The organism is Streptomyces sp. NPDC017936 (assembly GCF_044328485.1).
In the GTDB taxonomy this organism is placed as follows: Bacteria; Actinomycetota; Actinomycetes; order Streptomycetales; family Streptomycetaceae; genus Streptomyces.
In genome coordinates, this window is sequence record NZ_JBIRHK010000012.1 from 38,749 (window position 1) to 60,712 (window position 21,964).

At 71.2% G+C, this 21,964-nt stretch carries 16 protein-coding genes and 3 tRNA genes; 7 read left to right on the forward strand and 12 right to left on the reverse strand.

Annotated features, from left to right (window positions below):
• Window positions 1–16 precede the first annotated feature (16 nt).
• From ACH4F6_RS24380 to ACH4F6_RS24410, 7 genes are all read right to left on the reverse strand, one after another.
• Window positions 17–751: a HisA/HisF-related TIM barrel protein gene (locus ACH4F6_RS24380; RefSeq protein WP_397962432.1), complete on the reverse strand. Its 735-nt coding sequence runs from the start codon at window positions 749–751 to the stop codon at window positions 17–19.
• Entirely contained in the window at window positions 748–2,043 is a 1,296-nt protein-coding gene (locus ACH4F6_RS24385; RefSeq protein ID WP_397962433.1) for a phosphoribosyltransferase, read from the reverse strand. Before ACH4F6_RS24385 ends, ACH4F6_RS24380 begins: the two co-directional genes overlap by 4 nt.
• Window positions 2,040–2,840 (reverse strand): HAD family hydrolase, encoded by an 801-nt coding sequence (locus ACH4F6_RS24390; RefSeq protein WP_397962434.1) that lies wholly within the window; start codon window positions 2,838–2,840, stop codon window positions 2,040–2,042. Before ACH4F6_RS24390 ends, ACH4F6_RS24385 begins: the two co-directional genes overlap by 4 nt.
• Entirely contained in the window at window positions 2,837–5,878 is a 3,042-nt protein-coding gene (locus ACH4F6_RS24395) for a methyltransferase domain-containing protein (protein WP_397962435.1), read from the reverse strand. Before ACH4F6_RS24395 ends, ACH4F6_RS24390 begins: the two co-directional genes overlap by 4 nt.
• Window positions 5,775–6,485 carry a phosphoribosyltransferase gene (locus tag ACH4F6_RS24400; RefSeq protein ID WP_397962436.1) on the reverse strand — a complete coding sequence of 237 codons (711 nt, stop codon included), beginning with the start codon at window positions 6,483–6,485 and terminating at the stop codon, window positions 5,775–5,777. The genes ACH4F6_RS24395 and ACH4F6_RS24400 overlap by 104 nt, the downstream gene beginning before the upstream one ends.
• Window positions 6,478–7,698, reverse strand: coding sequence for a hypothetical protein (locus ACH4F6_RS24405; RefSeq protein ID WP_397962437.1), 1,221 nt, complete (start codon window positions 7,696–7,698; stop codon window positions 6,478–6,480). Before ACH4F6_RS24405 ends, ACH4F6_RS24400 begins: the two co-directional genes overlap by 8 nt.
• Window positions 7,699–7,862: 164 nt before the next feature.
• Window positions 7,863–9,068 (reverse strand): DegT/DnrJ/EryC1/StrS family aminotransferase, encoded by a 1,206-nt coding sequence (locus ACH4F6_RS24410; protein WP_397962438.1) that lies wholly within the window; start codon window positions 9,066–9,068, stop codon window positions 7,863–7,865.
• A gap of 429 nt (window positions 9,069–9,497) precedes the next feature.
• On the opposite strand from ACH4F6_RS24410, the gene ACH4F6_RS24415 reads away from it, so the two are divergent.
• The 5 genes from ACH4F6_RS24415 (at window position 9,498) to ACH4F6_RS24435 (ending at window position 14,336) form a co-directional block, all read left to right on the forward strand.
• Window positions 9,498–9,572 (forward strand) — tRNA-Asp (locus ACH4F6_RS24415).
• Window positions 9,573–9,596: 24 nt separating this feature from the next.
• Window positions 9,597–9,670: transfer RNA gene (locus ACH4F6_RS24420), tRNA-Phe, on the forward strand.
• Window positions 9,671–9,846: 176 nt separating this feature from the next.
• Entirely contained in the window at window positions 9,847–13,791 is a 3,945-nt protein-coding gene (hrpA, locus tag ACH4F6_RS24425) for an ATP-dependent RNA helicase HrpA (protein WP_397962439.1), read from the forward strand.
• A 94-nt stretch (window positions 13,792–13,885) separates the two neighbouring features.
• Window positions 13,886–13,960: transfer RNA gene (locus tag ACH4F6_RS24430), tRNA-Asp, on the forward strand.
• 184 nt (window positions 13,961–14,144) lie between these two features.
• Window positions 14,145–14,336: a DUF6274 family protein gene (locus tag ACH4F6_RS24435; protein ID WP_397962440.1), complete on the forward strand. Its 192-nt coding sequence runs from the start codon at window positions 14,145–14,147 to the stop codon at window positions 14,334–14,336.
• Window positions 14,337–14,955: 619 nt separating this feature from the next.
• Here ACH4F6_RS24435 and bldC read toward each other — a convergent pair.
• Window positions 14,956–15,162 carry a developmental transcriptional regulator BldC gene (gene bldC / locus ACH4F6_RS24440; RefSeq protein ID WP_003949541.1) on the reverse strand — a complete coding sequence of 69 codons (207 nt, stop codon included), beginning with the start codon at window positions 15,160–15,162 and terminating at the stop codon, window positions 14,956–14,958.
• A 570-nt stretch (window positions 15,163–15,732) separates the two neighbouring features.
• Window positions 15,733–16,575, reverse strand: coding sequence for a hypothetical protein (locus tag ACH4F6_RS24445; RefSeq protein ID WP_397962442.1), 843 nt, complete (start codon window positions 16,573–16,575; stop codon window positions 15,733–15,735).
• A 219-nt stretch (window positions 16,576–16,794) separates the two neighbouring features.
• On the opposite strand from ACH4F6_RS24445, the gene ACH4F6_RS24450 reads away from it, so the two are divergent.
• Both ACH4F6_RS24450 and ACH4F6_RS24455 read left to right on the forward strand, forming a co-directional pair.
• Window positions 16,795–17,898: a Leu/Phe/Val dehydrogenase gene (locus ACH4F6_RS24450; protein WP_397962443.1), complete on the forward strand. Its 1,104-nt coding sequence runs from the start codon at window positions 16,795–16,797 to the stop codon at window positions 17,896–17,898.
• Window positions 17,899–18,234: 336 nt separating this feature from the next.
• Window positions 18,235–18,486 carry a DUF3073 domain-containing protein gene (locus tag ACH4F6_RS24455; RefSeq protein WP_397962444.1) on the forward strand — a complete coding sequence of 84 codons (252 nt, stop codon included), beginning with the start codon at window positions 18,235–18,237 and terminating at the stop codon, window positions 18,484–18,486.
• A 68-nt stretch (window positions 18,487–18,554) separates the two neighbouring features.
• On the opposite strand, the gene purM is transcribed toward ACH4F6_RS24455, so the two are convergent.
• The 3 genes from purM to ACH4F6_RS24470 form a co-directional block, all read right to left on the reverse strand.
• The gene (gene purM / locus ACH4F6_RS24460) at window positions 18,555–19,628 is read right to left on the reverse strand and encodes a phosphoribosylformylglycinamidine cyclo-ligase (protein ID WP_397962445.1); all 1,074 of its coding nucleotides are present in this window, start codon (window positions 19,626–19,628) and stop codon (window positions 18,555–18,557) included.
• A 34-nt stretch (window positions 19,629–19,662) separates the two neighbouring features.
• The gene (gene purF, locus ACH4F6_RS24465; RefSeq protein WP_397962446.1) at window positions 19,663–21,189 is read right to left on the reverse strand and encodes an amidophosphoribosyltransferase; all 1,527 of its coding nucleotides are present in this window, start codon (window positions 21,187–21,189) and stop codon (window positions 19,663–19,665) included.
• Window positions 21,190–21,431: 242 nt separating this feature from the next.
• Window positions 21,432–21,938 carry an META domain-containing protein gene (locus tag ACH4F6_RS24470; RefSeq protein ID WP_397962448.1) on the reverse strand — a complete coding sequence of 169 codons (507 nt, stop codon included), beginning with the start codon at window positions 21,936–21,938 and terminating at the stop codon, window positions 21,432–21,434.
• Window positions 21,939–21,964: the final 26 nt, after the last annotated feature.

Genomic DNA, 21,964 nt, shown 5'->3' on the forward strand with positions numbered 1-21,964 from the left:
CAGCCGGTGACGACCGTCACTCCAGTCCGAGCGGCGGCTCCAGGTAGGCCCGGCCGACCACCGCCCCCAGACCGGCGTCCCAGGCGTGTCGCAGCTCGGACCAGCGGGTCAGGCCCCCCGCGTACCAGAACCGGCCGTCGGGGTGGGCCGCGGCGATCGCCTCGATGCGTCGCCAGGCGGGCGGCCGGTGCCGCAGGGCGGCGGCCGTGTCCGTGTACAGCACGGGGCACCGCCCGCCGGTGGCCTGCAGGACGGCGTCCAGTGCCTGGGCGACGGGCAGGTCGGTGCGGGTGGTGAACCCGTTGACGGCCACGTGGTCGTCGGCGACGTCGATGCTGACCATCACCCGCTCGGGTGCGGAGAAACCCGCCAGGGCCTTGATCTCCGCGTGGTCGATCCGGCCGTCCCGGAACAGCCGGGACGACCCGAGCAGCACTCCCGCCGCGCCCTGGTCCAACAGGCGGCGGGTCAGCGGGTCGCTCGCGGCGAGCCGTCCGCCGAGCCAGACCCGGCCCGGGTACCGCCGCGCCGTTCGTTCGAGCAGGGTGGTCTCGGGCGCCGCGTCGATGCTCCGGTCCAGATCGATGACGGCCAGGGGGACGCCCCGCCGCAGGAGCCGGGTGATGAGCCCGTCCACCGGTTCGCCCGGGCACGCGGTCACCTCACCCCGCCGGATGTCGACGTTGACCCGCCAGGGCCCCGAGGGAGCGGGGTCCGCAAGCAGTGCGGGGTCCGAAAGCTGCTCGGTCACGCGGCCGTCCTCCCGGTCATCGGTGGGGTGGCGGCGGGTGCCGGAGGAACGGGCGGTTCGCTCCAGTTCAGCGTGGCGTACGCGAGTTCCGCACGCATGGACTGCAACTGCCGTGGTGTCCAGCTGCCGAGGCCGAGTGCCATGTCGTACGAGGCCCTCATCTGGAGGTGGAGCGAGGAACGCACGGCGTGGGCCGGGTCGTTGACGTAGGCGGTGGCGTCGCCCCGCAGCAGGTGGCCGATGAGCCGGTCCTGGATGCGGTGGTGGAGGTTGGGGCGCAGACCGGGCAGGTCCGCCGCGTCGGCGACGTCGTGGCGGCCGTCGCGGCGGTACAGGTGCCAGGCGGTCTCCACGCTGCGGGTCGTCGCCCGGCCGCCGAGCTGGCCGATCAGCGTCTTCGCCGCGCGCAGCGTCGTGCCGTAGCCCACGTTGTCGTCGACCACCAGCACATGGGCTCCGCAGACGTCCTGGGCCAGTCGCTCACGGTGCTCCGGCGGCCCCACGAGGTCCACGCGGATACCGCCGTCCGTCCGCCGGTAGTCCACCCGGGACAGGTCGTGGAAGCCGAGGCGTATGAGGTGGACCGAGAGGTCGCGCCGGGGGCGGGTGACCGGCAGTACCGCACGGGCCGCGAGCCCGAGGGACAGCGAGCCGTACAGCGGCACCACCACGGACGTGATGTCCGGGTGCTGGTCCATGACGTGCGCGAGGAGGAACCCGAGCTCGTCGTGCAGCTTGGCCTGGTTGTCCAGTTCCCTGAAGACGCGCAGGGCCGGAAGGCCCGAGAAGGCCGCGACGTCGGGCATCGGCTCCTCGCTCCAGCCCCGGGGCGCGGTCCCGGCCAGGTCGGCGCTGAGCCGGGTACCGGCCTCGAGCAGGGACTCCAGTGTCTTCTCGTGATCGCCGCGGACGATCTCCCGTTCCGTCAGGACCTCCCACATGGCGAAGGTGACGGCGGCGCAGATGTTGTGCAGGTTCTCCACGAGGCCGCGGCGGAGCACGGCCACCGGAGCGTCGGGGGCTCCGTCGAGGGTCCGCAACGCGCGGTACAGCTCCGGTACGGCTTGCACGGCGCGTCGCGGGTCGTAGTAGTCGGCGGAGCGGCTGAGTGCGCTCTCCTCGGAGACCGTGGGGAAGAACCGGTCGAGCAGGCGCTGTGGGACGCCCAGCCGGACGGCGGTGGCCGTCTCCCTCACGGGGATGTGGAAGACGCCCAGCACGTCGTGCCGAGGGACCGGCACGGGAGCGGTCACGGGGTGTTCGGCCGCAGCGGGCCACCGCCAGTCGTTCACAGCTTTTCCTCCTGGGCAGCATGACGGTCCGCTCGCGACAGCTCGGACGCGGTACGGCCGGCCGTACCGTCCAGGAGCCGGCGCAGGCACTCCCGGACCGTCGGGCAGCGAAGCGGCGGCTGCTCCCCGGGGGGTACCGCCGCCGCCGGATCCGCCGGGACCCAGACGGGGTGCAGCCCCGCCCTGCGGGCCGCGTCGACGTCGTTGCGCCAGTCGTCGCCGATGTACAGGCAGCGCTCCGCCGGGACGTCCAGGATCCGGCAGCAGCGCCGGAAGAGTTCCGGATCCGGTTTGCGCACCTGCTCGTCCATGCCGCAGACGATCTTCTCGAAGTGCTGGAGCACGCCCGCCCGCTCCAGCTTCATACGGGTCTGCGCTCCTTCGCCGTTGGAGCAGACCGCGAGGCGGTACCGCTCGGCGAGGAGCCCCAGCAGACGGGACAGTTCCGGATCGGGTCGGATTCCGGTGCGCTGGAGGTCGGCGAAGTCGCGGACGAGCGAACCGATGTGGTCGTCCGTCAGCCGGACGTCGCAGGCGTTCAGCGCCCGCTTCCAGACGTACCGGCGCATGTCGGACACGGAGCCGAGCGGGGCCAGGGTGCGGGCGTAGTCGTTCCACAGCGTGTCGGACGTGACGCGATAGGTGTCGGCCAGCACGTCCGCATGCGCACCGGGTACCGCCGCGGCGATGTCCCTGCAGACGGCGTCGAGCGCTCCCGTCCACACTCCGCGGGTGTCCACGAGGGTGTCGTCGACGTCGAACACCACGGCCTCGACCGCGGGAAAGGTGACTGTCATGGGTGTCCTTGACGCGTCATCCGGGCGCCCAGGGCGAGGGCGGCCAGCCCGAAGGCCGGTACGCCGTCCCCGCCGGGGGCGCTCAGCCGGAAGTAGAGGTCGGGAAGCAGGAACGCGAAGACCCGGTCGGGGTCCACGGGGAGTCCCGCGAAGAGATCGAGCAGGAACGGCGTGGTCAGCAGACGCCGGCCCGGCTCGCCCGCCGGCGCCGCGCTCAGGCGCAGTTCGTTCCGCCGGACCTCCGCCCGGGCCCCGGTGAGGAGACCGCTGTGCTTGAGGCAGGAGCCGAGCAACGTGGCGACGGTGCGGTCGAGGTCGTGCCGGCCGGCGAACTCCATGTCCAGCAGCCACCAGCGTTCCCCGGCCGGCGCGACGTGCACGTTCCGCAGGTGGACGTCGCCACTGCTGTGGACGAGCCACGCGGGCTCACGGCGGGTCAGCGTCCGGGACGTGCGCACGATGTCGCCCAGGCTGCCGTCCAGTGGTGTTCCGTCGAACAGCAACCGGTGGTCCCGCCAAGGCGCCAGGGCCTCCTCGGCCTTCCGCAGCCACTCCTCGACGACCTCGGGCGTCTGCAGTGTGTGGTCGGCGCCGTCCGCGACGTCCCGGGCCGGTTCCAGCGTGGCCGCGGCCGTACGGGCGAGACGGGTGACCACGTCGGTGAGGACGCGGTCGAAGCGGTCGGGATCGCAGGCCGCGAGGGACGCGAGCGGAGCGCCCTCCAGGTGGTCGAGGACCAGGGCGGCCCGATCTCCGTGGTAGTGCAGGGCGGCGGCGGGGAGCGGCAGATGGCGCGCCAGTCCCTGGAGGCCGTCGAACTCCCGCTCCACCGCGGTGCGGCCGCGGCCGAGCTTGACGACCAGGCTGTCGGGTTCGTCCACACCGGAGCGGAGCGCGAAAACGGGGGTCGAGCTGGGGCGGAGCTGACGCACGAGTCCGTCGTCGGACCGGTAGGCGGGCGCTGGGCCGTGGCAGTCCTCGGGCACCTCCAGAAACGGTTCGCCGACCTCCGCGCGGAGGAAGGCGACGCTGTCGTCGATCCCCGCGGTGAGGGGCAGCGGCTCAGGGCGGTCCGCCAGGAGCAGGAGATCGACCGGGCCCGCGCCGAGGATCCTCCACCTGCCCTCGTCGTCCTCGCCGGCGTACAGCAGCTCGGCTGTGGCGCCGGTGCCGTCGGGCAGCAGCGCCGGATAGAAGGCGTACCGGGAGTCCGGCGCGCCGGGTGCGCCGCGGTGCAGCACCGGACCGATCCTGCGCCATGCGAGACCGTCGGCCGAAACGGCTGCCGCCAGGGACCTGGAGGAGCCGGCTCCGTAGAGTGCCAGGAAACGTCCGTCCGGCAGGGACACGACGGCCGGTGAGTCGGTGGCGTACGCGTCGGGGCTGCCCGGGGGCCCCAGTTCGAGCGCCACGCCGTGGCGCCGCCACCGGGTCCCGTCCTCGGAACGCGCCAGGTGCACGCGCCGACGGGAACCGTCACGGCCCGCGTACCACATCCACCAGCCGTCGTGCCGGTGGACCACCGACGGCAGCAGTACGTGCTCACAGTCACCGGCCCCCTCGGGCCCCGGTTCCAGCGCGAGGCCGGGAGCGGACCACGTCCGTCCCCCGTCCGCGCTCATGGTGTGGTGGATCCGCCAGGGACCCGACGCGGCACGGGCGCCGAACCACAGACGGAGTCCGCCGCCCGTGCTCACCAGACTCGCGCCGGTCACGTCTGTCGTGCCTTCCGGCAGCGGAACGTCGACCGCCTCGTCCGGCCGCGCCGTCCCCCGTTTCCCCAGCGGCACGACACAGAGGCGGTTGCGTCCGCCCGTGTACCACGGCTCGGGGGCGCGACCGGGGTGTCTGACCGGCGTGTACACACGGTCGTCGGCCGCCCCGGCCGCCATCGCGAGGAGGCGGCGTCCGGCGTGGGTGACGGCGGAGGGAGCGAAGAAGATGCGGCCCTCCGCGGCCGCCACCACCGTACGGCCGCGCCGCACCAGGTCCGCGCCGCGGGTCGCCGCGCCGACGTCCACCGTGTCCCCGGCTGCGGCACCACCGGTCACGGCACCGCGTAAGCGCGGCTCGGGCACGGCGGCCGGCAGGGTCGCTCCGTCCGCACGTCCCGCCGGACGACGTGCGGTGATCACGAAGTGGTCACCCGCCTCGATCAGCTCCGGCAGCCGGCTGGTGGCCCGTACGACCGCACTGAGTTCGCGGAACGCCTCCGGCTCGGCGCCCACCTGGTCGATGTACGGACGCATCCACGCCGCGGCGCCCTCCAGCGAGTGCACGTCGACGATCTCCAGCCCGGTGGCACGGAGCAGATGCCGAGCCTCCTCCAGCGCGTGCGTCCGCACGGGGGGCATGTAGTCGGCACGGGACTCCGCGGACAGGGGCCGGTACCGGCCGTGGCTCAGGTAGTCGTCGCCGAACAGGGAGCGGATCTCGGCGAAGCGTCCCCGCTTGAGCAGATCCCGGACGATCGACGTCCTCGTCAGGAACGTCGCGAACAGGTGCCCGCCGGGACGCAGCGCGCTCGCGGCCCGGCGCACGCACTCCGCCGCGTCCGCGTCGTCCACCAGGTGGTACAAGGGTCCGAACAACAGGACCGCGTCGAACGTGCCGGGTGGGACCCGCAGGTCAGCGGCGCTCGTGTGCTGCGTGTCGAGCAGGTGGGAGGCGAGCCCCGCCTCGTCGAAACGCCGGCGCGCCTCCGCGAGGCATCCGGCCGACAGGTCCACGAGCGCCAGACGGTGGCCCTGCCGGGCCAAGGTCAGGGCGTGCCGCCCGGGACCGCTCCCCACGTCCAGGACGCGGCTGCCGGGTGCCAGCAGATCCGGCAGGATCTCCCGGTGGATGACCTCGAACTCGAGCCGGTGGTAGGCACCGTCCTGAGTCCGCTGCCACTCGCGCAGCGGGTCGCTGTCGTAGAAGGCGCGGACCTCCTCAAGCGCCGTCCCGGCTCCAGGCGCCGTCAGCGGTGAGCCGGACGAGTCCCCGGGCCGCGAGGGACCGGAGCCGTGCTTCGAGGACGCGGGGGCCGATGTCATGTCCGAACTCACGTAGCCTCTCGTCGATCTGGGCGGTGGTCATGGGCTCGGCGCGCAACAGACACGCAGCCGTCTGTTCGAAGTCCCGCAGCACGCGCCAGGGCAGGACCAGCGCGGGAAGCGCTTCCATCCGCTGCGCCGCGAATTCCGGAGCGGGCTCGGCGCGGGTGTCGGCGGCCAGACAGACCAGACGCGCGTCGACGCCGAGGTCGTCCCGCAGACGACGCCGGTAGAACGCCGCGGTGCGCCCCGAGTCGACCACCTCGTCCACCAGCAGCACAGTGCTGCCGGGCTCGGGCGACACCGGTGTCAGCAACCCGTCGGCCGCCCCGAACAACGCCACTCGCGCGTCCCCGGCGTCGTCCGCACGCGCCGTGGCTCCCAGCACCGGAACGCCCGGGAAGTGATCGGCCAGGCACTGGGCGACGAGCCACCCGCCCTGGAAGATCCCGACCAGCGCGGCCGGCTCCACGCCCGCCGTGTGCACGGCGTCGGCGAGCGCGTCGATGTCGCGCTGCACCGCCGCCCAGGACACCATGCGCGACGCACGGTCCTTGGCCGCGCGGAAGACGAGGCTCTCCCTCGCCTCTCCCGTCAGTTCAGCCATGGCGCACCTCCGCACCGTAGAGCTCCCACAACAGGGCGTGCAGCCGGTCCGAACCCCCCAGGACCCGGGAGAACTCCCCTTCGTCCGATCCGTCGTGAGCGCTCCGACGCTTGCGGCGGGCCCACAGGCTCGCCGCCGCGGGCATGCGCCCGCCCGGTGCGCGCACCAGGTCCTCCATGAGCCACAGGTGTTCCTCCACGGTCCGGCCCAGGGCGGTTATCTCCTCGGGATGGTTGAACGGAGTGCCCACGTCGAAGGTGAGCGGTGCCAGGTACACGGCCGCGGGAGCCCCGACCAGGACGTCGCGCAGGGCCGCATGGGTGCGTCCCGTGAACACCGAGTCGTCGATGTGCACCAGCACGCGGCCCTCGGCCTCGATGCCTTCCGTACGCCACCCCGCTGCGGAGACGCGCCCCATCTCCTCCTCGTGCACGGACAGTCGGCACACGGCCGACTCGACACGCGCGCGATCCGCCTCGGGCATCAGGGCCGTCCACAGCGGACCGGCGGACATCGCTCCGAAGGCCTCGCTCAGCAGCAGGACGGGAAGGCCCGGGTGGGCCGCCCGGACGGCGGGCCAGCGCTGTTCGTACGCCGCGACGACCTGCCAGAGGCAGTCGCCCTCCCGGATCGCCCGTACCGCCCACGCCGGTGGCTGCAGCCGCGCCACCTCGGCACCGAGGTCACGGAGCACGGCGTGCAGGCCCGGGTCGGCCGCGACGGCGTGCACCCGTTCGGCCCAGGTGTCGGGGCGAGCGCGATACGGCTCGTTCCACAGGTGCCAGGCACTCTCGGCCAGCACCTGCGAAACGTTCCGTAACGCGGAGTCGACGAGCTCGGCCGCGGCCCCGGCGCGAAGGTGCCTCGCGGTCCACGCCGCGGCGCACAGGTCGTTGACCATCGCTTCCAGGAAGGCGAGCCAGGCCAGCCACCGCCCCCAGGAGATCGGCACCACGGCGGTCTCCTCGGCGAGCTTGGCCGCGTGCTCGGCGAAGCGCGGCCAGCCGTCCTGGACGACCTGCCAGCGCACGGCTGCGGGAGGGACCCGGCGCGGAAGGTGCATCTGCGCGTCCGCCGCGTAATAGCGATAGCCGCGGAGGTGGGTCCACCCGTCCCGGGTGACGGTGTCGGTGAAGAACGCCCGCGCCGTGTCCCCGAGGTCCTCGAGGTCCGCGCCGGTCAGCCGGAAGCCGCCGCCTGGTGCCATATACATGCCAAGATCGGCGTCCCCGCCGGGCGTCGCCACCGCGCCGGACTCACGCAGCCGCCCGCTCCAGTCGCGGCTCAGGGACCGCTGGTGGGAAGCGATCTCCCGTGCGATCCGCAGAACGTGACGGCTCTCCTCACCGGTCAGCCTCGTGCCGACCGGCTCCGCGGTCATCGACCGCCGCCCGCGGCGGGACCGCCCCGTTCTCTCAGGACGTCGGCGAACGCGTCCGCGTACGCCTCGATCCGGTCCACCGTGTCCTCGGCCGTCACCGTGACCGACAGCCGGTCCTTCTCGTAGGCGCGGGCGCCCTCGAACGGCCCGCACAGCCTCGGTCGCCACGTCGCCTCCGCATGGCGCAGCGGAGGAGTCCTGGTGAACAGGGGCATCGAGTCGAGCGAGCCGATCGACGGCCGGTGTGCCGGCACTCCGGCCCGTTGCAGGGCCTTCACCGTCCGCTCGTAGCAGGTGGCGTCGTCACCGGACGTGACCAGCGTGGGCCGGTAGCTGAACCAGCCGCCCATGCCCACGTCCTCCCGCACGCGCGGCGGCCGCACCCCCGGGATGTCCTCCAGCCTTGCGCTCAGGCGGCTCAGCAGCTTCTGCCGCCGCTCGACGCGCTCGACCAGGTGTGCCGCCTCGGACCAGGCGATCACGGCGGCCAGCGGGTGCAGCCGGTACTTCAGTCCCATGCCCGTGTCCGAGAACGCGCGCAGCTCCGGATCAGTGATCCGCTCGGAGCGGCCACGGTAGTGACCCGCGAGACAGGCCCGCTCGAACAGGGTCCGGTCCTTCGTGGCGAGGAAGCCGCCCTCACCGGCGACCAGCGTCTTCGCCGCCTGCATGCTCCACACCGCGACATCGCCGACGGTGCCGACCGGGCGGCCGCGGTAGGTGGACAGGTAAGCGTGCGAGCAGTCCTCGATCAGATTCAGCCCGTGTTCACGGCAGATCGCGGCGATCTCGTCGAGCTCGACCGGGTGTCCCAGGTTGTGGGTGACGACCACGCACCGTGTGCGATCGGTGATCGCCTCCCGCACCGCCGCCGGCGAGATGTTGCCGTTGTCCGGGTCGACGTCCACCAGGACGGGAGCGAGACCGCACTGAAGGGCCGGCGTGACGGAGGCGTGGAACGTCGTGACCGGGGCGATGACCTCGGAACCCGTCGGCAGGTCCAGGGCCAGATAGGCGGAGTGGAGCGCCGCGGTACCCGAGCTGCAGGTGAGCACGTTCTCGATCCCCAGCAGCTCTTCCAGCCGGCGTTCCAGGCGCTCGATGATCCCGGAGCCGTCGCCGATCGACAGCGGGTTGCCCTGCTTCAGGTAGCGCGTGACCTCCTCGATGGTGCTCTCGGCTATGCCCGACCCACCGACCACAGGCTTCCCCCTCGCTACCGTGACGCGGCCCGGCGCAGGGGGACGACGAGCGGCTCCGCTCCCGGTCTTCGAAGGGAAAACCTGGAGCAACTCCCCTGCGGCTTGGGCCGATTGAGGGAACGATGTTAGCCACCTAGATCGTTTTCAGGCAATGACTCATTCACGCCTCGCCGCCGGAACGGCTACACAGAGCGATCACAGGAAGCCGTGGACCGCCACCTGCGGGCCGGCCCGCGCACGGCCGATTCCGGCCGCCGCGATATGCGTTTCAGGGCACCCCTGATCCTCTGATACGCTTCTTCAGCGACGTCGGCCCGGCCGGTCAGCATCGAAATCCTCACCAGGAGCAACCACTGGCGGGACAGGATGCTGAAGCAAAAGGACGACGTCACTTGTGCGAGACTGTTCACGCAAGTCGCGCAAGATCTTGGTCCTGTGGAGCAGTTTGGAGTGCTCGCCACCCTGTCAAGGTGGAGGCCGCGGGTTCAAATCCCGTCAGGACCGCTGAGATCTCCCCGGAGATCTCGTGGCTGGGTAGCTCAGTTGGTACGAGCGTCCGCCTGAAAAGCGGAAGGTCGCCGGTTCGACCCCGGCCCCAGCCACAGGTGAAAGGCCCCGATCCTCGGATCGGGGCCTTTCTCGTGTCCGGGATCGGCCGCCTCGGCGTGCGCGTGGCCACGTCGTGTCGGCCGGGGGCGTGGGTCACAGGGGACGCGCAGGGCCTTCGGGACAAAAGCGTTCGCCACGTTTTTCTCCAGGATGAGATCCTGGATCGCGTATGTCTACGCACCCTGCCCCCGCCCTGGGCGCCCTCGCTCCCCGCCTGGCCGAGCTGTCCCTGCGCGATGCGCACCGGCTCGGGCGCAGGCTCGAAGGCGCGCGCAAGATCCGTAAGCCGGAGGCCCGTGCCGCCGTTCTCGCCGAGATCGAGGCGGAGACGGCGAAGGCCGAGGAACGCATGGAGACGCGGCGGGCGCGGGTGCCCGCCGTCACCTATCCCGAACAGCTTCCGGTCAGCCAGAAGAAGGACGCGATCGCGGCGGCCATCCGTGATCACCAGGTCGTCATCGTCGCGGGTGAGACCGGGTCCGGCAAGACGACGCAGATCCCGAAGATCTGTCTCGAGCTGGGGCGTGGTGTGCGCGGCATGATCGGGCACACCCAGCCGAGGAGGATCGCGGCCCGTACCGTCGCCGAGCGCGTGGCCGACGAGCTGCGGACGCCCCTCGGGGAGGCCGTCGGCTGGAAGGTGCGGTTCACCGACCAGGTGAACCCGGACGCGACCTTCGTGAAGCTGATGACGGACGGCATCCTGCTCGCCGAGATCCAGACGGACCGCGAGCTGCGCGCCTACGACACGATCATCATCGACGAGGCCCACGAGCGGTCCCTCAACATCGACTTCCTGCTCGGCTACCTCGCCCAGCTGCTGCCGAAGCGCCCGGACCTCAAGGTCGTCATCACCTCGGCCACCATCGATCCCGAGCGCTTCTCCCGGCACTTCGGCGACGCGCCGATCATCGAGGTCAGCGGGCGGACGTATCCGGTGGAGGTGCGGTACCGGCCGCTCCTGGAGGAGGACTCCGAGGACGCCGACCGGGACCAGATCACCGCGATCTGCGACGCCGTGGAAGAGCTGATGGGAGAGGGGCAGGGGGACATCCTCGTCTTCCTCTCCGGTGAGCGGGAGATCCGCGACACCGCCGACGCGCTCGAGAAGAGGAGGTACCGGTTCACGGAGGTCCTCCCGCTGTACGCCCGGCTCTCGCACGCCGAGCAGCACCGCGTCTTCCAGCCCCACACCGGCCGCAGGATCGTGCTGGCGACCAACGTCGCCGAGACCTCGCTGACCGTTCCGGGCATCAAGTACGTCATCGACCCCGGGTTCGCCCGCATCAGCCGCTACAGCCACCGCACCAAGGTGCAGCGGCTGCCCATCGAGCCGGTCTCCCAGGCCAGCGCCAACCAGCGCAAGGGCCGCTGCGGCCGGACGTCCGACGGCATCTGCATCCGGCTGTACAGCGAGGACGACTTCACCGCCCGCCCGGAGTTCACCGACGCCGAGATCCTCCGCACGAACCTCGCCTCCGTCATCCTCCAGATGACCGCCGCCGGCCTCGGCGACATCGAGAAGTTCCCGTTCATCGACCCGCCGGACCACCGCAACATCCGGGACGGCGTGCAGCTGCTGCAGGAGCTGGGGGCGCTCGACCCGGCGCAGAAGGACCCGCGCAAGCGGCTCACGGAGACCGGCCGGAAGCTGGCCCAGCTGCCGGTCGACCCGCGGCTGGCCCGCATGGTCCTGGAGGCCGACCGGAACGGCTGCGTCCGCGAGGTCATGGTCATAGCCGCCGCGCTGTCCATCCAGGACCCGCGCGAGCGCCCGGCCGACAAGCAGACCCAGGCCGACCAGCAGCACGCCCGCTTCAAGGACGAGACCAGCGACTTCCTCGCCTACCTCAACCTGTGGCGGTACGTCCGCGAGCAGCAGCGCGAGCGCGGCTCGTCGTCCTTCCGCCGGATGTGCAAGCAGGAGTACCTGAACTTCCTGCGCATCCGCGAGTGGCAGGACATCTACACCCAGCTGCGCACCGTCGCCAAGCAGATGGGCATCCACCTCAACGAGCAGGACGCCTCGGGCGACAGCATCCACACCTCGCTCCTCGCCGGCCTGCTCTCGCACGTCGGCATGAAGGACGTGAAGGACGGCAACAAGAACGAGTACCTCGGCGCCCGCAACGCCAAGTTCGCGATCTTCCCCGGTTCGGCGCTGTTCAAGAAGCAGCCCCGGTTCGTGATGTCGGCGGAGCTGGTGGAGACGAGCCGGCTGTGGGCCCGGGTCAACGCGAAGATCGAGCCCGAGTGGGTCGAACCGCTCGCCGGTCACCTGCTGAAGCGGACGTACAGCGAACCGCACTGGGAGAAGGACCAGGCGGCGGTGATGGCGTTCGAGAAGGTCACGCTGTACGGCGTGCCGATCGTCGCCCAGCGGAAGGTGAACTACGGGCGCATCGACCCGGAGGTCTCCCGGGAGCTCTTCCTGCGCAACGCGCTCGTCGAGGGCGACTGGCGGACCCACCACAAGTTCTTCGCCGACAACCGCAAGCTCCTCAGCGAGGTCGAGGAGCTGGAGCACCGGGCCCGGCGCCGGGACATCGTCGTGGACGACGAGACGCTGTTCGACTTCTACGACCAGCGGGTGCCCGAACACGTCGTGTCCGGCGCCCACTTCGACTCCTGGTGGAAGCGCAAGCGGCACGAGCAGCCGGACTTCCTCGACTTCGAGCGGGAGATGCTCATCCGGGAGTCGGCGGAGGCGGTCACCAAGGCCGACTACCCGGACTCCTGGCGGCAGGGGCCGCTGAAGTTCCGCGTCACCTACCAGTTCGAGCCGGGCGCGGACGCGGACGGCGTCACCGTCCACATCCCGCTCCAGGTGCTCAACCAGGTCACGGACGAGGGCTTCGACTGGCAGATCCCCGGCCTGCGGGAGGAGGTCGTGACCGAGCTGATCCGCTCGCTCCCGAAGCCGATCCGCCGCAACTACGTGCCGGCGCCGAACTTCGCGAAGCGGTTCCTGGACCAGGTGGTGCCCGCGCAGGAGCCGCTCACCACGGCCATGGCCCGTGAGCTGAAGCGGATGGTCGGCGTGCCCTTCGACGCGGAGGACTTCGACTGGTCCAAGGTCCCCGAACACTTGAAGATCACTTTCCGGATCGTCGACGAGCGGCGCCGCAAGCTGGCCGAGGACAAGGACCTGGAGGCGCTCCGGCTCCAGCTGAAGCCGAAGGCCCGCAAGGCCCTCTCCCAGGCCGCCGCGGCCACCGCCGAGCGCCGGGGCGGTGAGTCCCTGGAGCGGTCGGGCCTGACGGACTGGACGATCGGCACGCTCACCCGCGTCTTCGAGACCCGCCGGGCCGGCCAGCCGGTGAAGGCGTACCCCGCGCTGGTCGACGACGGCGACACCGTCTCCGTACGCCTCTTCGACACGGAGGCGGAGCAGGCGGAGGCGATGTGGAAGGGCACCCGCCGGCTGATCCTGCGCACCATTCCGGTCAACCCCGCGAAGTTCGCGTCCGAAAAGATGACGAACGCTCAGAAGCTCGCCCTGTCGGCGAATCCGCACGGTTCGATCCAGGCGCTGTTCGACGACTGCGCGATGGCGGCGGCGGACAAGCTGATCGGTGACTTCGGCGGGCCGGCGTGGGATGAGGAGTCGTACCGGAAGCTGTACGACAAGGTGCGCGCCGAGATCGTCGACACGACCGTGCGGACGGTGGGACAGGTGCAGCAGGTGCTGGCCGCCTGGCAGGCCTGTGAGCGCCGTCTGAAGGCCGTCGCCAGCCCCGCGCTGCTCGCGAACCTGACGGACGTGCGCAAGCAGCTCGACGCGCTCGTGCGGCCGGGCTTCGTGACGCGAACGGGGCTGCGCCGGCTGCCGGACCTGATGCGGTACCTGGTCGCCGCGGACCGGCGGCTCCAGCAGATGCCGACCAACGTCCAGCGGGACACCACGCGCATGGAGAAGGTCCACGAGATGCAGGACGAGTACGCGTGGCTGCTGGAGCAGCTGCCCCCGGGCCGGCCCGTGCCGTCCGCCGTCCTGGACATCCGCTGGATGATCGAGGAGCTGCGGGTCAGCTACTTCGCCCACGCGCTGGGCACGGCGTACCCCGTCTCCGACAAGCGGATCGTGAAGGCGATCGACGCGGCGGCCCCGTGACGGGGCCCGCACGGAGGGTGAGTTCGACCAAGGGGCTCACCCTCCTGTAGAGTCCTTCTCGCAGCACAGCGCAACACCGAGTGCCGCGAAACCTGGTCCTGTGGAGCAGTTTGGAGTGCTCGCCACCCTGTCAAGGTGGAGGCCGCGGGTTCAAATCCCGTCAGGACCGCAGTGTGAGAGAGCCCGGATCTTCGGATCCGGGCTCTTTCGCGTGCCGCACGTCCCGCCCCCGCCGAGCGCGCACCGGCACACCCCGTCCGCGCACGCGCCCCGCTCCCTTGACGGCGTCACATTCCGCCGGTACCCCAGAGTTCAGGGCCCCGTTTCCCGCGCGGGCCTCCTGGAGGTGGCGTATGGCGGCATCGGCTAGGCACGAGACGCGGGCGCTGCTCCGCGCGCACCTGTCGGCCGCGTCGTCCTATCGACATCTGACCCGCCACTGTCCGATCTGCCACCGCCTGCTGCGGCTGGCGATGGACGGCGCTCCACGGGGCGCGCGGGACGCGCAGGAGGCCGACGAGGGGGAGAGCCCCACCCCGGCGTGACCGTGTCGGCGTCAAAACCCTTGGGGGCGTGGGCTGGTGGGCGCGGGGGCGGCAAGCGCTTCCTCTATCGCACACGCGTCGGCGGCGACAAGGCCAGTGGCATGTGACGGGTGTCACCGCATGAGTTTTCGGAACAGGGGTTCTTACCCGGCTCCTACAAGTGGTCAATTTAATATGTGCAATTGCACCACTCGGTGCACCCCTCCGGTACCGCCCCGGAGGACGCCCGACGGCCGCCGGAGGGACGCTTCCCGGCAGCCTGCCAGGGATTCCCCAGACGCCGGCCAGGCCGCTCACAGAGCCGTCCGACAGCCGCCGCGGACCGATCCGGGACGGCCTCCGACCGACCTCGATCGACCCCGACCACCATCGATCGCTCCTGACCGCTCCCGGCCAACTCCGCCCGGCTCCAGGCGCCCACGGCGCGACCCTCGCACGGTGCCGGGCCACCGGCCCCGGGGCACAAAAAAATCGCGCTGGACCCGGCGGAGTCCAGCGCGATCGACGACGCACCCTGGGGGAACGGGCCCTGTTGGGGCAGGACCCACGTCGTTTGGAGCCGGTTGTCGGGCGTTCCCACAGGTTGGGGGACCTGGGTTCCGCCCGGTCATTCAGTTGTTCAGGCCTCGCTGCGCTGCTGCGGGATGCCCGCCAGCAGGGCGCGGACCTCGGCTTCGCGGTAACGGCGGTGTCCGCCGAGCGTGCGGATCGACGTGAGCTTGCCGGCCTTCGCCCACCGTGTGACCGTCTTGGGGTCCACGCGGAACATGGTGGCGACCTCAGCCGGGGTCAGCAGCGGCTCAGCATCAGGGGTGCGAGCGGTCATGAGCGGCCTCCTCGGGAGAACCGAACCTTCTCGGTTCTTTCCTCTAAATTCTGCACCTTGACCCGCGTTGCCCGAAATGGCGGACGCGAGTCGAGTCGGTTATAGGACGAACGGCTTGTCCTCGGCACTACAACTACACCATCTGTCCAGCCGTGTCGGCCAAACCGATGGAATTGCCCCCCAGGTGTTCATCGGCGACGGAAGCCGATGGACCGTGCCATAGCGGACAGTCACGCCACTGTGACGATCAGTCACACGGGCGCTCAGGAGTCACCAGACCCCCCAAAGCGTGCAATGCTGAGCTTCCCCCCACAATGGAGCACAAGTGGACGGACGGAGCCCTCCCCGGGCTCCTTGTCCTATTTTGGCACGAGGAGGGGCAAGCGACGCAAGGGCCGCGTACGTGCGGTCCATCACCCTTCGCGGCTCTTGCGCCATACGCCCGGAACGGGGTCGACGCAGGCCGACGCCCCGTCAGTTCCGTGAAGTGCGGTAGACCGTACGCTGTTCGAAGCCCTGACGGCCGTGACGTACGTCACCGAGAAAACGTTTGTCGCGCCTGTCACACCGTCAGTTCGCGGACCGCCGGTCCCGCACCGCCCGCCACCGCTCCACGAGCCGGGCGTACGCCTCCCCCGCCGCGTTCCCGTCGCCCCGCCGCAGCGCGTCGATGCCCTCGGCGACGTCCGCCGCCGAGTGATCGCTCTCCAGGTCGCCGGCCGGCAGGGCGTGGACGAGTCCGCCGTAGTCCAGCTCGACGAGCGAGCGCGGGTGGAACTCCTCGAGCCAGCGCCCCACGTCCACCAGGCCGTCGATGAGCGGCCCCTCGTCCACGGCGTCCCTCAGGGCGCGCAGCCCCCGGGCCACCCGGCGCCGGGCCTGCACCATCGGGGTGCGGTAGCGCAGCACGGGGGGCAGCTCCGCGGTCCCCTTGTCCCACTCGCGCTCGCCGTCGGAGACGAGCACGAACCAGGTCAGCGGGACCTGCCAGGTCGCCGTGCGGATCCAGGGGCGGGCGTCGGGGTTGCGGGCCAGCCAGCGCTCGTAGTCCTGGGCGGCCTGGAGACGGACCACCGGCGGCAGGACCGCGTCCAGGACCGGGCCGGGCAGCTCGTCCCCCAGCTCCCCCAGGGCCTGCCAGCCGCGCAGCCGGGTGCGCCACGGACACACGCAGACCACGCCCTCCGCCTCGAGGACGAACGCGTCCCCGCTCTCCTGGACCGGCACCGCGACCGGCGGGGTGGGCAGCAGGTCGGACAGCGAGCGGCGCAGCTCGTCCTGGTAGGAGGGGAGGTCCGGGCGGCGGGCGTAGCGCGCCCAGTGAGCGCGCTCCGGCTCCGGGAAGGCGGCCAGCGGCTCGTACACGCGCAGATACGCCGCGTACGGAACGATCACCGAGGACACCTGGGGCACTCCTGCTCCCTCCCCCTTCGACCGAGCGGGAAACCCTCCGGCCGGCCCTCGACGGGACCGGAAAACATGCAAATCGTCCCACGTCTGTACTCCGGGAGAAGGTGATCCGCACCACCTCGCGTTCGGCGGGCCGCACAGGCTCTACGCTCATCCCACGGGCCCCGCCACCCGTACGGGAGCCCCGTCCCGATCGCCGCTAGTTACCCAGGAGTCACCACCGTGACCGACGTATCCGGCGCCCCAGTCGACGTACTGCGCACCCTCTTCCACTCGGACCAGGGCGGCCATGAGCAGGTCGTGCTCTGCCAGGACCGGGCCAGTGGCCTCAAGGCCGTCATCGCCCTCCACTCCACCGCTCTGGGCCCCGCGCTCGGCGGTACGCGCTTCTACCCGTACGCGACCGAGGCGGAGGCCGTCGCCGACGCCCTCAACCTCGCCCGCGGAATGTCGTACAAGAACGCCATGGCCGGACTGGACCACGGCGGCGGCAAGGCCGTGATCATCGGCGACCCCGACACGATCAAGACCGAGGAACTGCTGCTCGCCTACGGCCGTTTCGTGGCCTCGCTCGGCGGGCGGTACGTGACCGCCTGCGACGTCGGCACGTACGTGGCCGACATGGACGTCGTGGCGCGCGAGTGCCGCTGGACCACCGGGCGCTCGCCGGAGAACGGCGGCGCGGGCGACTCGTCCGTCCTGACCGCCTTCGGCGTGTACCAGGGCATGCGGGCCAGCGCCCAGCACCTGTGGGGCGACCCCTCGCTGCGCGACCGCAGGGTCGGCGTCGCGGGTGTCGGCAAGGTCGGCCACCACCTGGTGGACCACCTGCGGGCCGAGGGCGCCGAGGTCGTGATCACGGACGTGCGCGAGGAGGCCGTGCGCCGGATCCTCGACCGGCACCCCGAGGGCGTGACCGCGGTCGCGGACACCGAGGCGCTCGTCCGGGTCGACGGACTCGACGTCTACGCCCCCTGCGCGCTGGGCGGGGCGCTGAACGACGACTCGGTGCCGGTGCTGACGGCCGCGGTCGTCTGCGGTGCCGCCAACAACCAGCTCGCCCACCCGGGCGTCGAGAAGGACCTCGCCGACCGCGGGATCCTCTACGCGCCGGACTACGTGGTGAACGCCGGCGGGGTCATCCAGGTCGCCGACGAACTGCACGGGTTCGACTTCGACCGGTGCAAGGCGAAGGCGGCGAAGATCTTCGACACCACGCTCGCCATATTCGCACGTGCGAAGGAGGACGGGATTCCGCCGGCCGCGGCGGCGGACCGGATCGCCGAGCAGCGGATGCACGACGCGGCCCGGGCGCGCGGGTGGTGAGCCGGAGGAGGAGCTTCCGCTGAGCCTCGGGAGGCCCCGTCCCCGTTTCGTCCGCGGGTTTCCTCGGTACCCGCCGGTGGCAAGTTGGAGAGAACTCTCACTTTTCCGGCGGGTCGGCCGCCGAGAAGTGGTTAAAATCGCCACTGACCAGCGAGGACGGGGCACCTCGAAGGTTCTGTGCACACGCGCGTGCCACGGGCGACGTACCGGATGGGTGCGGGCTCAGGTACCGTGGAAGCCCTACGGACCGGCCTCTCTGCGGAGAGTCCGTTCCGGACCATGAACGCGTGTCAAGACTCTGGGGCCGTCGAGCCCCGTCGTTGAGGGGGTCGAGCCATGGGGCGCGGCCGGGCCAAGGCCAAGCAAGCGAAGGTCGCCCGCCAGCTGAAGTACAACAGCGGCGGGACGGACCTCTCACGCCTGGCCGAAGAGCTGGGCGCATCGACGTCGAACATGCCGCCGAATGGCGAGCCGTTCGAGGACGATGAGCAGGACGACGACCCGTACGCACGGTACGCCGAGCTGTACGCGGACGACGACGAGGACGAGGACGAGGAGTCCTCACACCAACATCGTCGCGGCGCTTGACCCTGCGCTGAGCACCCGCCCGGTCGGTGACTTCGGTCGCCGACCGGGTCTTGTGCTGCCTGCGGGGTTCAGCCGGCGTGGTCACCGACCAGGGCGGCACCGGTGGTGTGCTCGCCGCGCTCGGTGATCTCGCCCGCGACCCATGCGTCGACCCCGCGGTCGGCCAGCGTCGCGAGGGCCACGTCCGTCGACGCCTCCGGCACGATCGCGATCATGCCCACGCCCATGTTGAGGGTCTTCTCCAGCTCCAGCCGCTCGACCTTCCCGGTCCGGCCGACGAGGTCGAAGACCGGGGCGGGCGTCCAGGTGGAGCGGTCGACCACGGCGTGCAGGGTGTCGGGGACGACCCGGGCGAGGTTCGCCGCGAGTCCGCCGCCGGTGATGTGGCTGAAGGCGTGCACCTCGGTGGTGCGGGTCAGCGCCAGGCAGTCCAGCGAGTAGATCTTCGTCGGCTCGAGCAGTTCCTCGCCGAGGGTGCGGCCGAGCTCCTCGACGCGCGCGTCGAGGGAGAGGCCGGCCTGGTTCAGCAGGACGTGCCGGACGAGCGAGTACCCGTTCGAGTGAAGGCCGGAGGCCGCCATGGCGATCACCGTGTCACCCGTGCGGATGCGGTCGGCGCCCAGCAGGCGGTCGGCCTCCACGACGCCCGTACCGGCGCCGGCGACGTCGAAGTCGTCCTCGCCCAGCAGGCCCGGGTGTTCGGCCGTCTCGCCGCCGACCAGGGCGCAGCCGGCCAGCACGCAGCCTTCGGCGATGCCCTTGACGACGGCGGCGACGCGCTCGGGGTGGACCTTGCCGACGCAGATGTAGTCGGTCATGAACAGCGGCTCGGCGCCGCACACCACGATGTCGTCCATGACCATGGCGACCAGGTCGTGGCCGATGGTGTCGTACACGCCCAGCTGCCGGGCGATGTCGACCTTGGTGCCGACGCCGTCCGTGGCGGAGGCGAGCAGGGGGCGCTCGTAGCGCTTGAGGGCGGAGGCGTCGAAGAGGCCGGCGAAGCCGCCGAGGCCGCCGAGGACCTCGGGGCGCTGCGTCTTCTTCACCCACTCCTTCATCAGCTCGACCGCGCGGTCGCCCGCCTCGATGTCGACGCCGGCAGCCGCGTAGGAAGCACCGGGAACAGCAGTCTCAGACATTGCCTGGGATCTTTCGGGTTGGTTTCTACGAGGCTTACGGGCGGCGGATCGCGTCGGTCGCGGCCGTGGCGGCCGGGCCCGCGGCCAGCTCCGTCTCCAGCAGCTGCTTGCCGAGCAGCTCGGGGTCGGGGAGGTCCATCGGGTACTCGCCGTCGAAGCAGGCGCGGCAGAGGTTCGGCTTGGCGATGGTGGTCGCCTCGATCATGCCGTCGATGGAGATGTACGCCAGGGAGTCGGCGCCGAGCGAGGTGCCGATCTCGTCGATGGACATGCCGTTGGCGATGAGCTCCGCGCGGGTGGCGAAGTCGATGCCGAAGAAGCAGGGCCACTTCACGGGCGGCGAGGAGATCCGGATGTGGACCTCGGCGGCGCCCGCCTCGCGGAGCATCCGGACCAGGGCCCGCTGGGTGTTGCCGCGCACGATGGAGTCGTCGACGACGACCAGGCGCTTGCCCTTGATGACTTCCTTCAGCGGGTTCAGCTTCAGGCGGATGCCGAGCTGGCGGATCGTCTGCGAGGGCTGGATGAAGGTCCGGCCGACGTAGGCGTTCTTCACCAGGCCGCTGCCGAAGGGGATGCCGGAGGCCTCCGCGTAGCCGATGGCGGCGGGGGTGCCGGACTCCGGGGTCGCTATGACCAGGTCGGCCTCGACGGGGGCCTCCTTCGCCAGGCGGCGGCCCATCTCCACGCGGGAGAGGTACACGTTCCGGCCGGCGATGTCGGTGTCGGGGCGGGCCAGGTACACGTACTCGAAGACGCAGCCCTTGGGCTTCGCTTCCGCGAAGCGGGAGGTGCGCAGGCCGTGCTCGTCGATGGCGATGAACTCGCCCGGCTCGATCTCGCGGACGAAGCTGGCGCCCGTGATGTCGAGGGCGGCGGTCTCGGAGGCGACGACCCAGCCGCGCTCGAGGCGGCCGAGGACCAGCGGGCGGATGCCCTGCGGGTCGCGGGCCGCGTAGAGGGTGTGCTGGTCCATGAAGACGAGCGAGAAGGCGCCCTGGACCTGCGGGAGGATCTGGTGCGCGGCCTCCTCGATGGTCAGCGGCTTGCCGTCCTCGTCGACCTGGGCCGCGAGGAGCGCGGTGAGCAGGTCGGTGTCGTTGGTCGCCGCGACGCGCGGGGAGCGGCCCTCCTGCTTGGGCAGGTCGGCGACCATCTCGGCGAGCCGGGCGGTGTTGACGAGGTTTCCGTTGTGGCCGAGCGCGATCGAACCGTGCGCGGTGGCCCGGAACGTCGGCTGGGCGTTCTCCCACACGGAGGCGCCGGTGGTCGAGTAGCGGGCGTGTCCGACCGCGATGTGACCCTGGAGCGAACCGAGCGAGGTCTCGTCGAAGACCTGGGACACCAGGCCCATGTCCTTGAAGACGAGGATCTGGGAGCCGTTGCTGACCGCTATTCCCGCGGATTCCTGGCCCCGATGCTGGAGGGCGTAGAGCCCGAAGTACGTGAGCTTTGCGACCTCTTCGCCCGGAGCCCAGACACCGAAGACGCCACACGCGTCCTGGGGGCCTTTCTCACCGGGGAGCAGATCGTGATTGAGTCGACCGTCACCACGTGGCACGCCATCGAGTGTAGGCGAGGTCGACCACTGGTCCGAATTGGGGATACTTGCCGGTAACTTGATCTCGGTCCCGCGCCCCTTCCCCCCTCCTCACCATTTCCGCAGGTCAGCACGGCGTTTCGGCGATCGTTCCGGGCCTCGGGCGGGCTCCGGGGGCGGCCCGCCGGTCCGCCGGCGCGGATCCGTGAGTGAGGTGTCGCACATCATTCGGGTCGGTGGGGCGGGGGGCGCGGGGCGGGGTCTCAGCCCTCGGTCAGCCGCACCCGGTCGCCGTCCCGCGTGCTCAGGGTCAGCTCGCCGTCGTCGACCCCGGCGGTGAGGACGCCCTCGGTGAGGGTGCGGGACAGGAGGCGCTCGAAGGCCATCGGAGCCTGTGCGCAGGCCATCCTGGTCGACCTGACGTCAGTGAGCCGGACACGGTCGCCCTCGACGGCGGCGTCGGCGTGGAAGGTGTTGCAGCCCCAGGTGCCGGCCGCCGTGCCGTCCTCGATCGTCATGTGCGCGTCGTCCGGGGCCCGGTGGGTGGTGCCGTCCACGGTGACGCTGTCGACGTTCCACCGGACGCCGGTGACGGCCTGCTCGACGCCCACCGAACCGCTGCCGGGCCGCCCGCCGTCCGCCTTCTCGCTGCCGCAGGCCGCCGCGAGGGGCACGAGGGCGACGACGGCGGTCAGCAGCAGGCGTCGCGTGCGCCCGGGCCCCGGCCGGGGCGTCCACGGGTGTTTCCGCGTGTACCTCTGCTCATGCATGCCGATTCGACGGGCGGGTGGGGCGG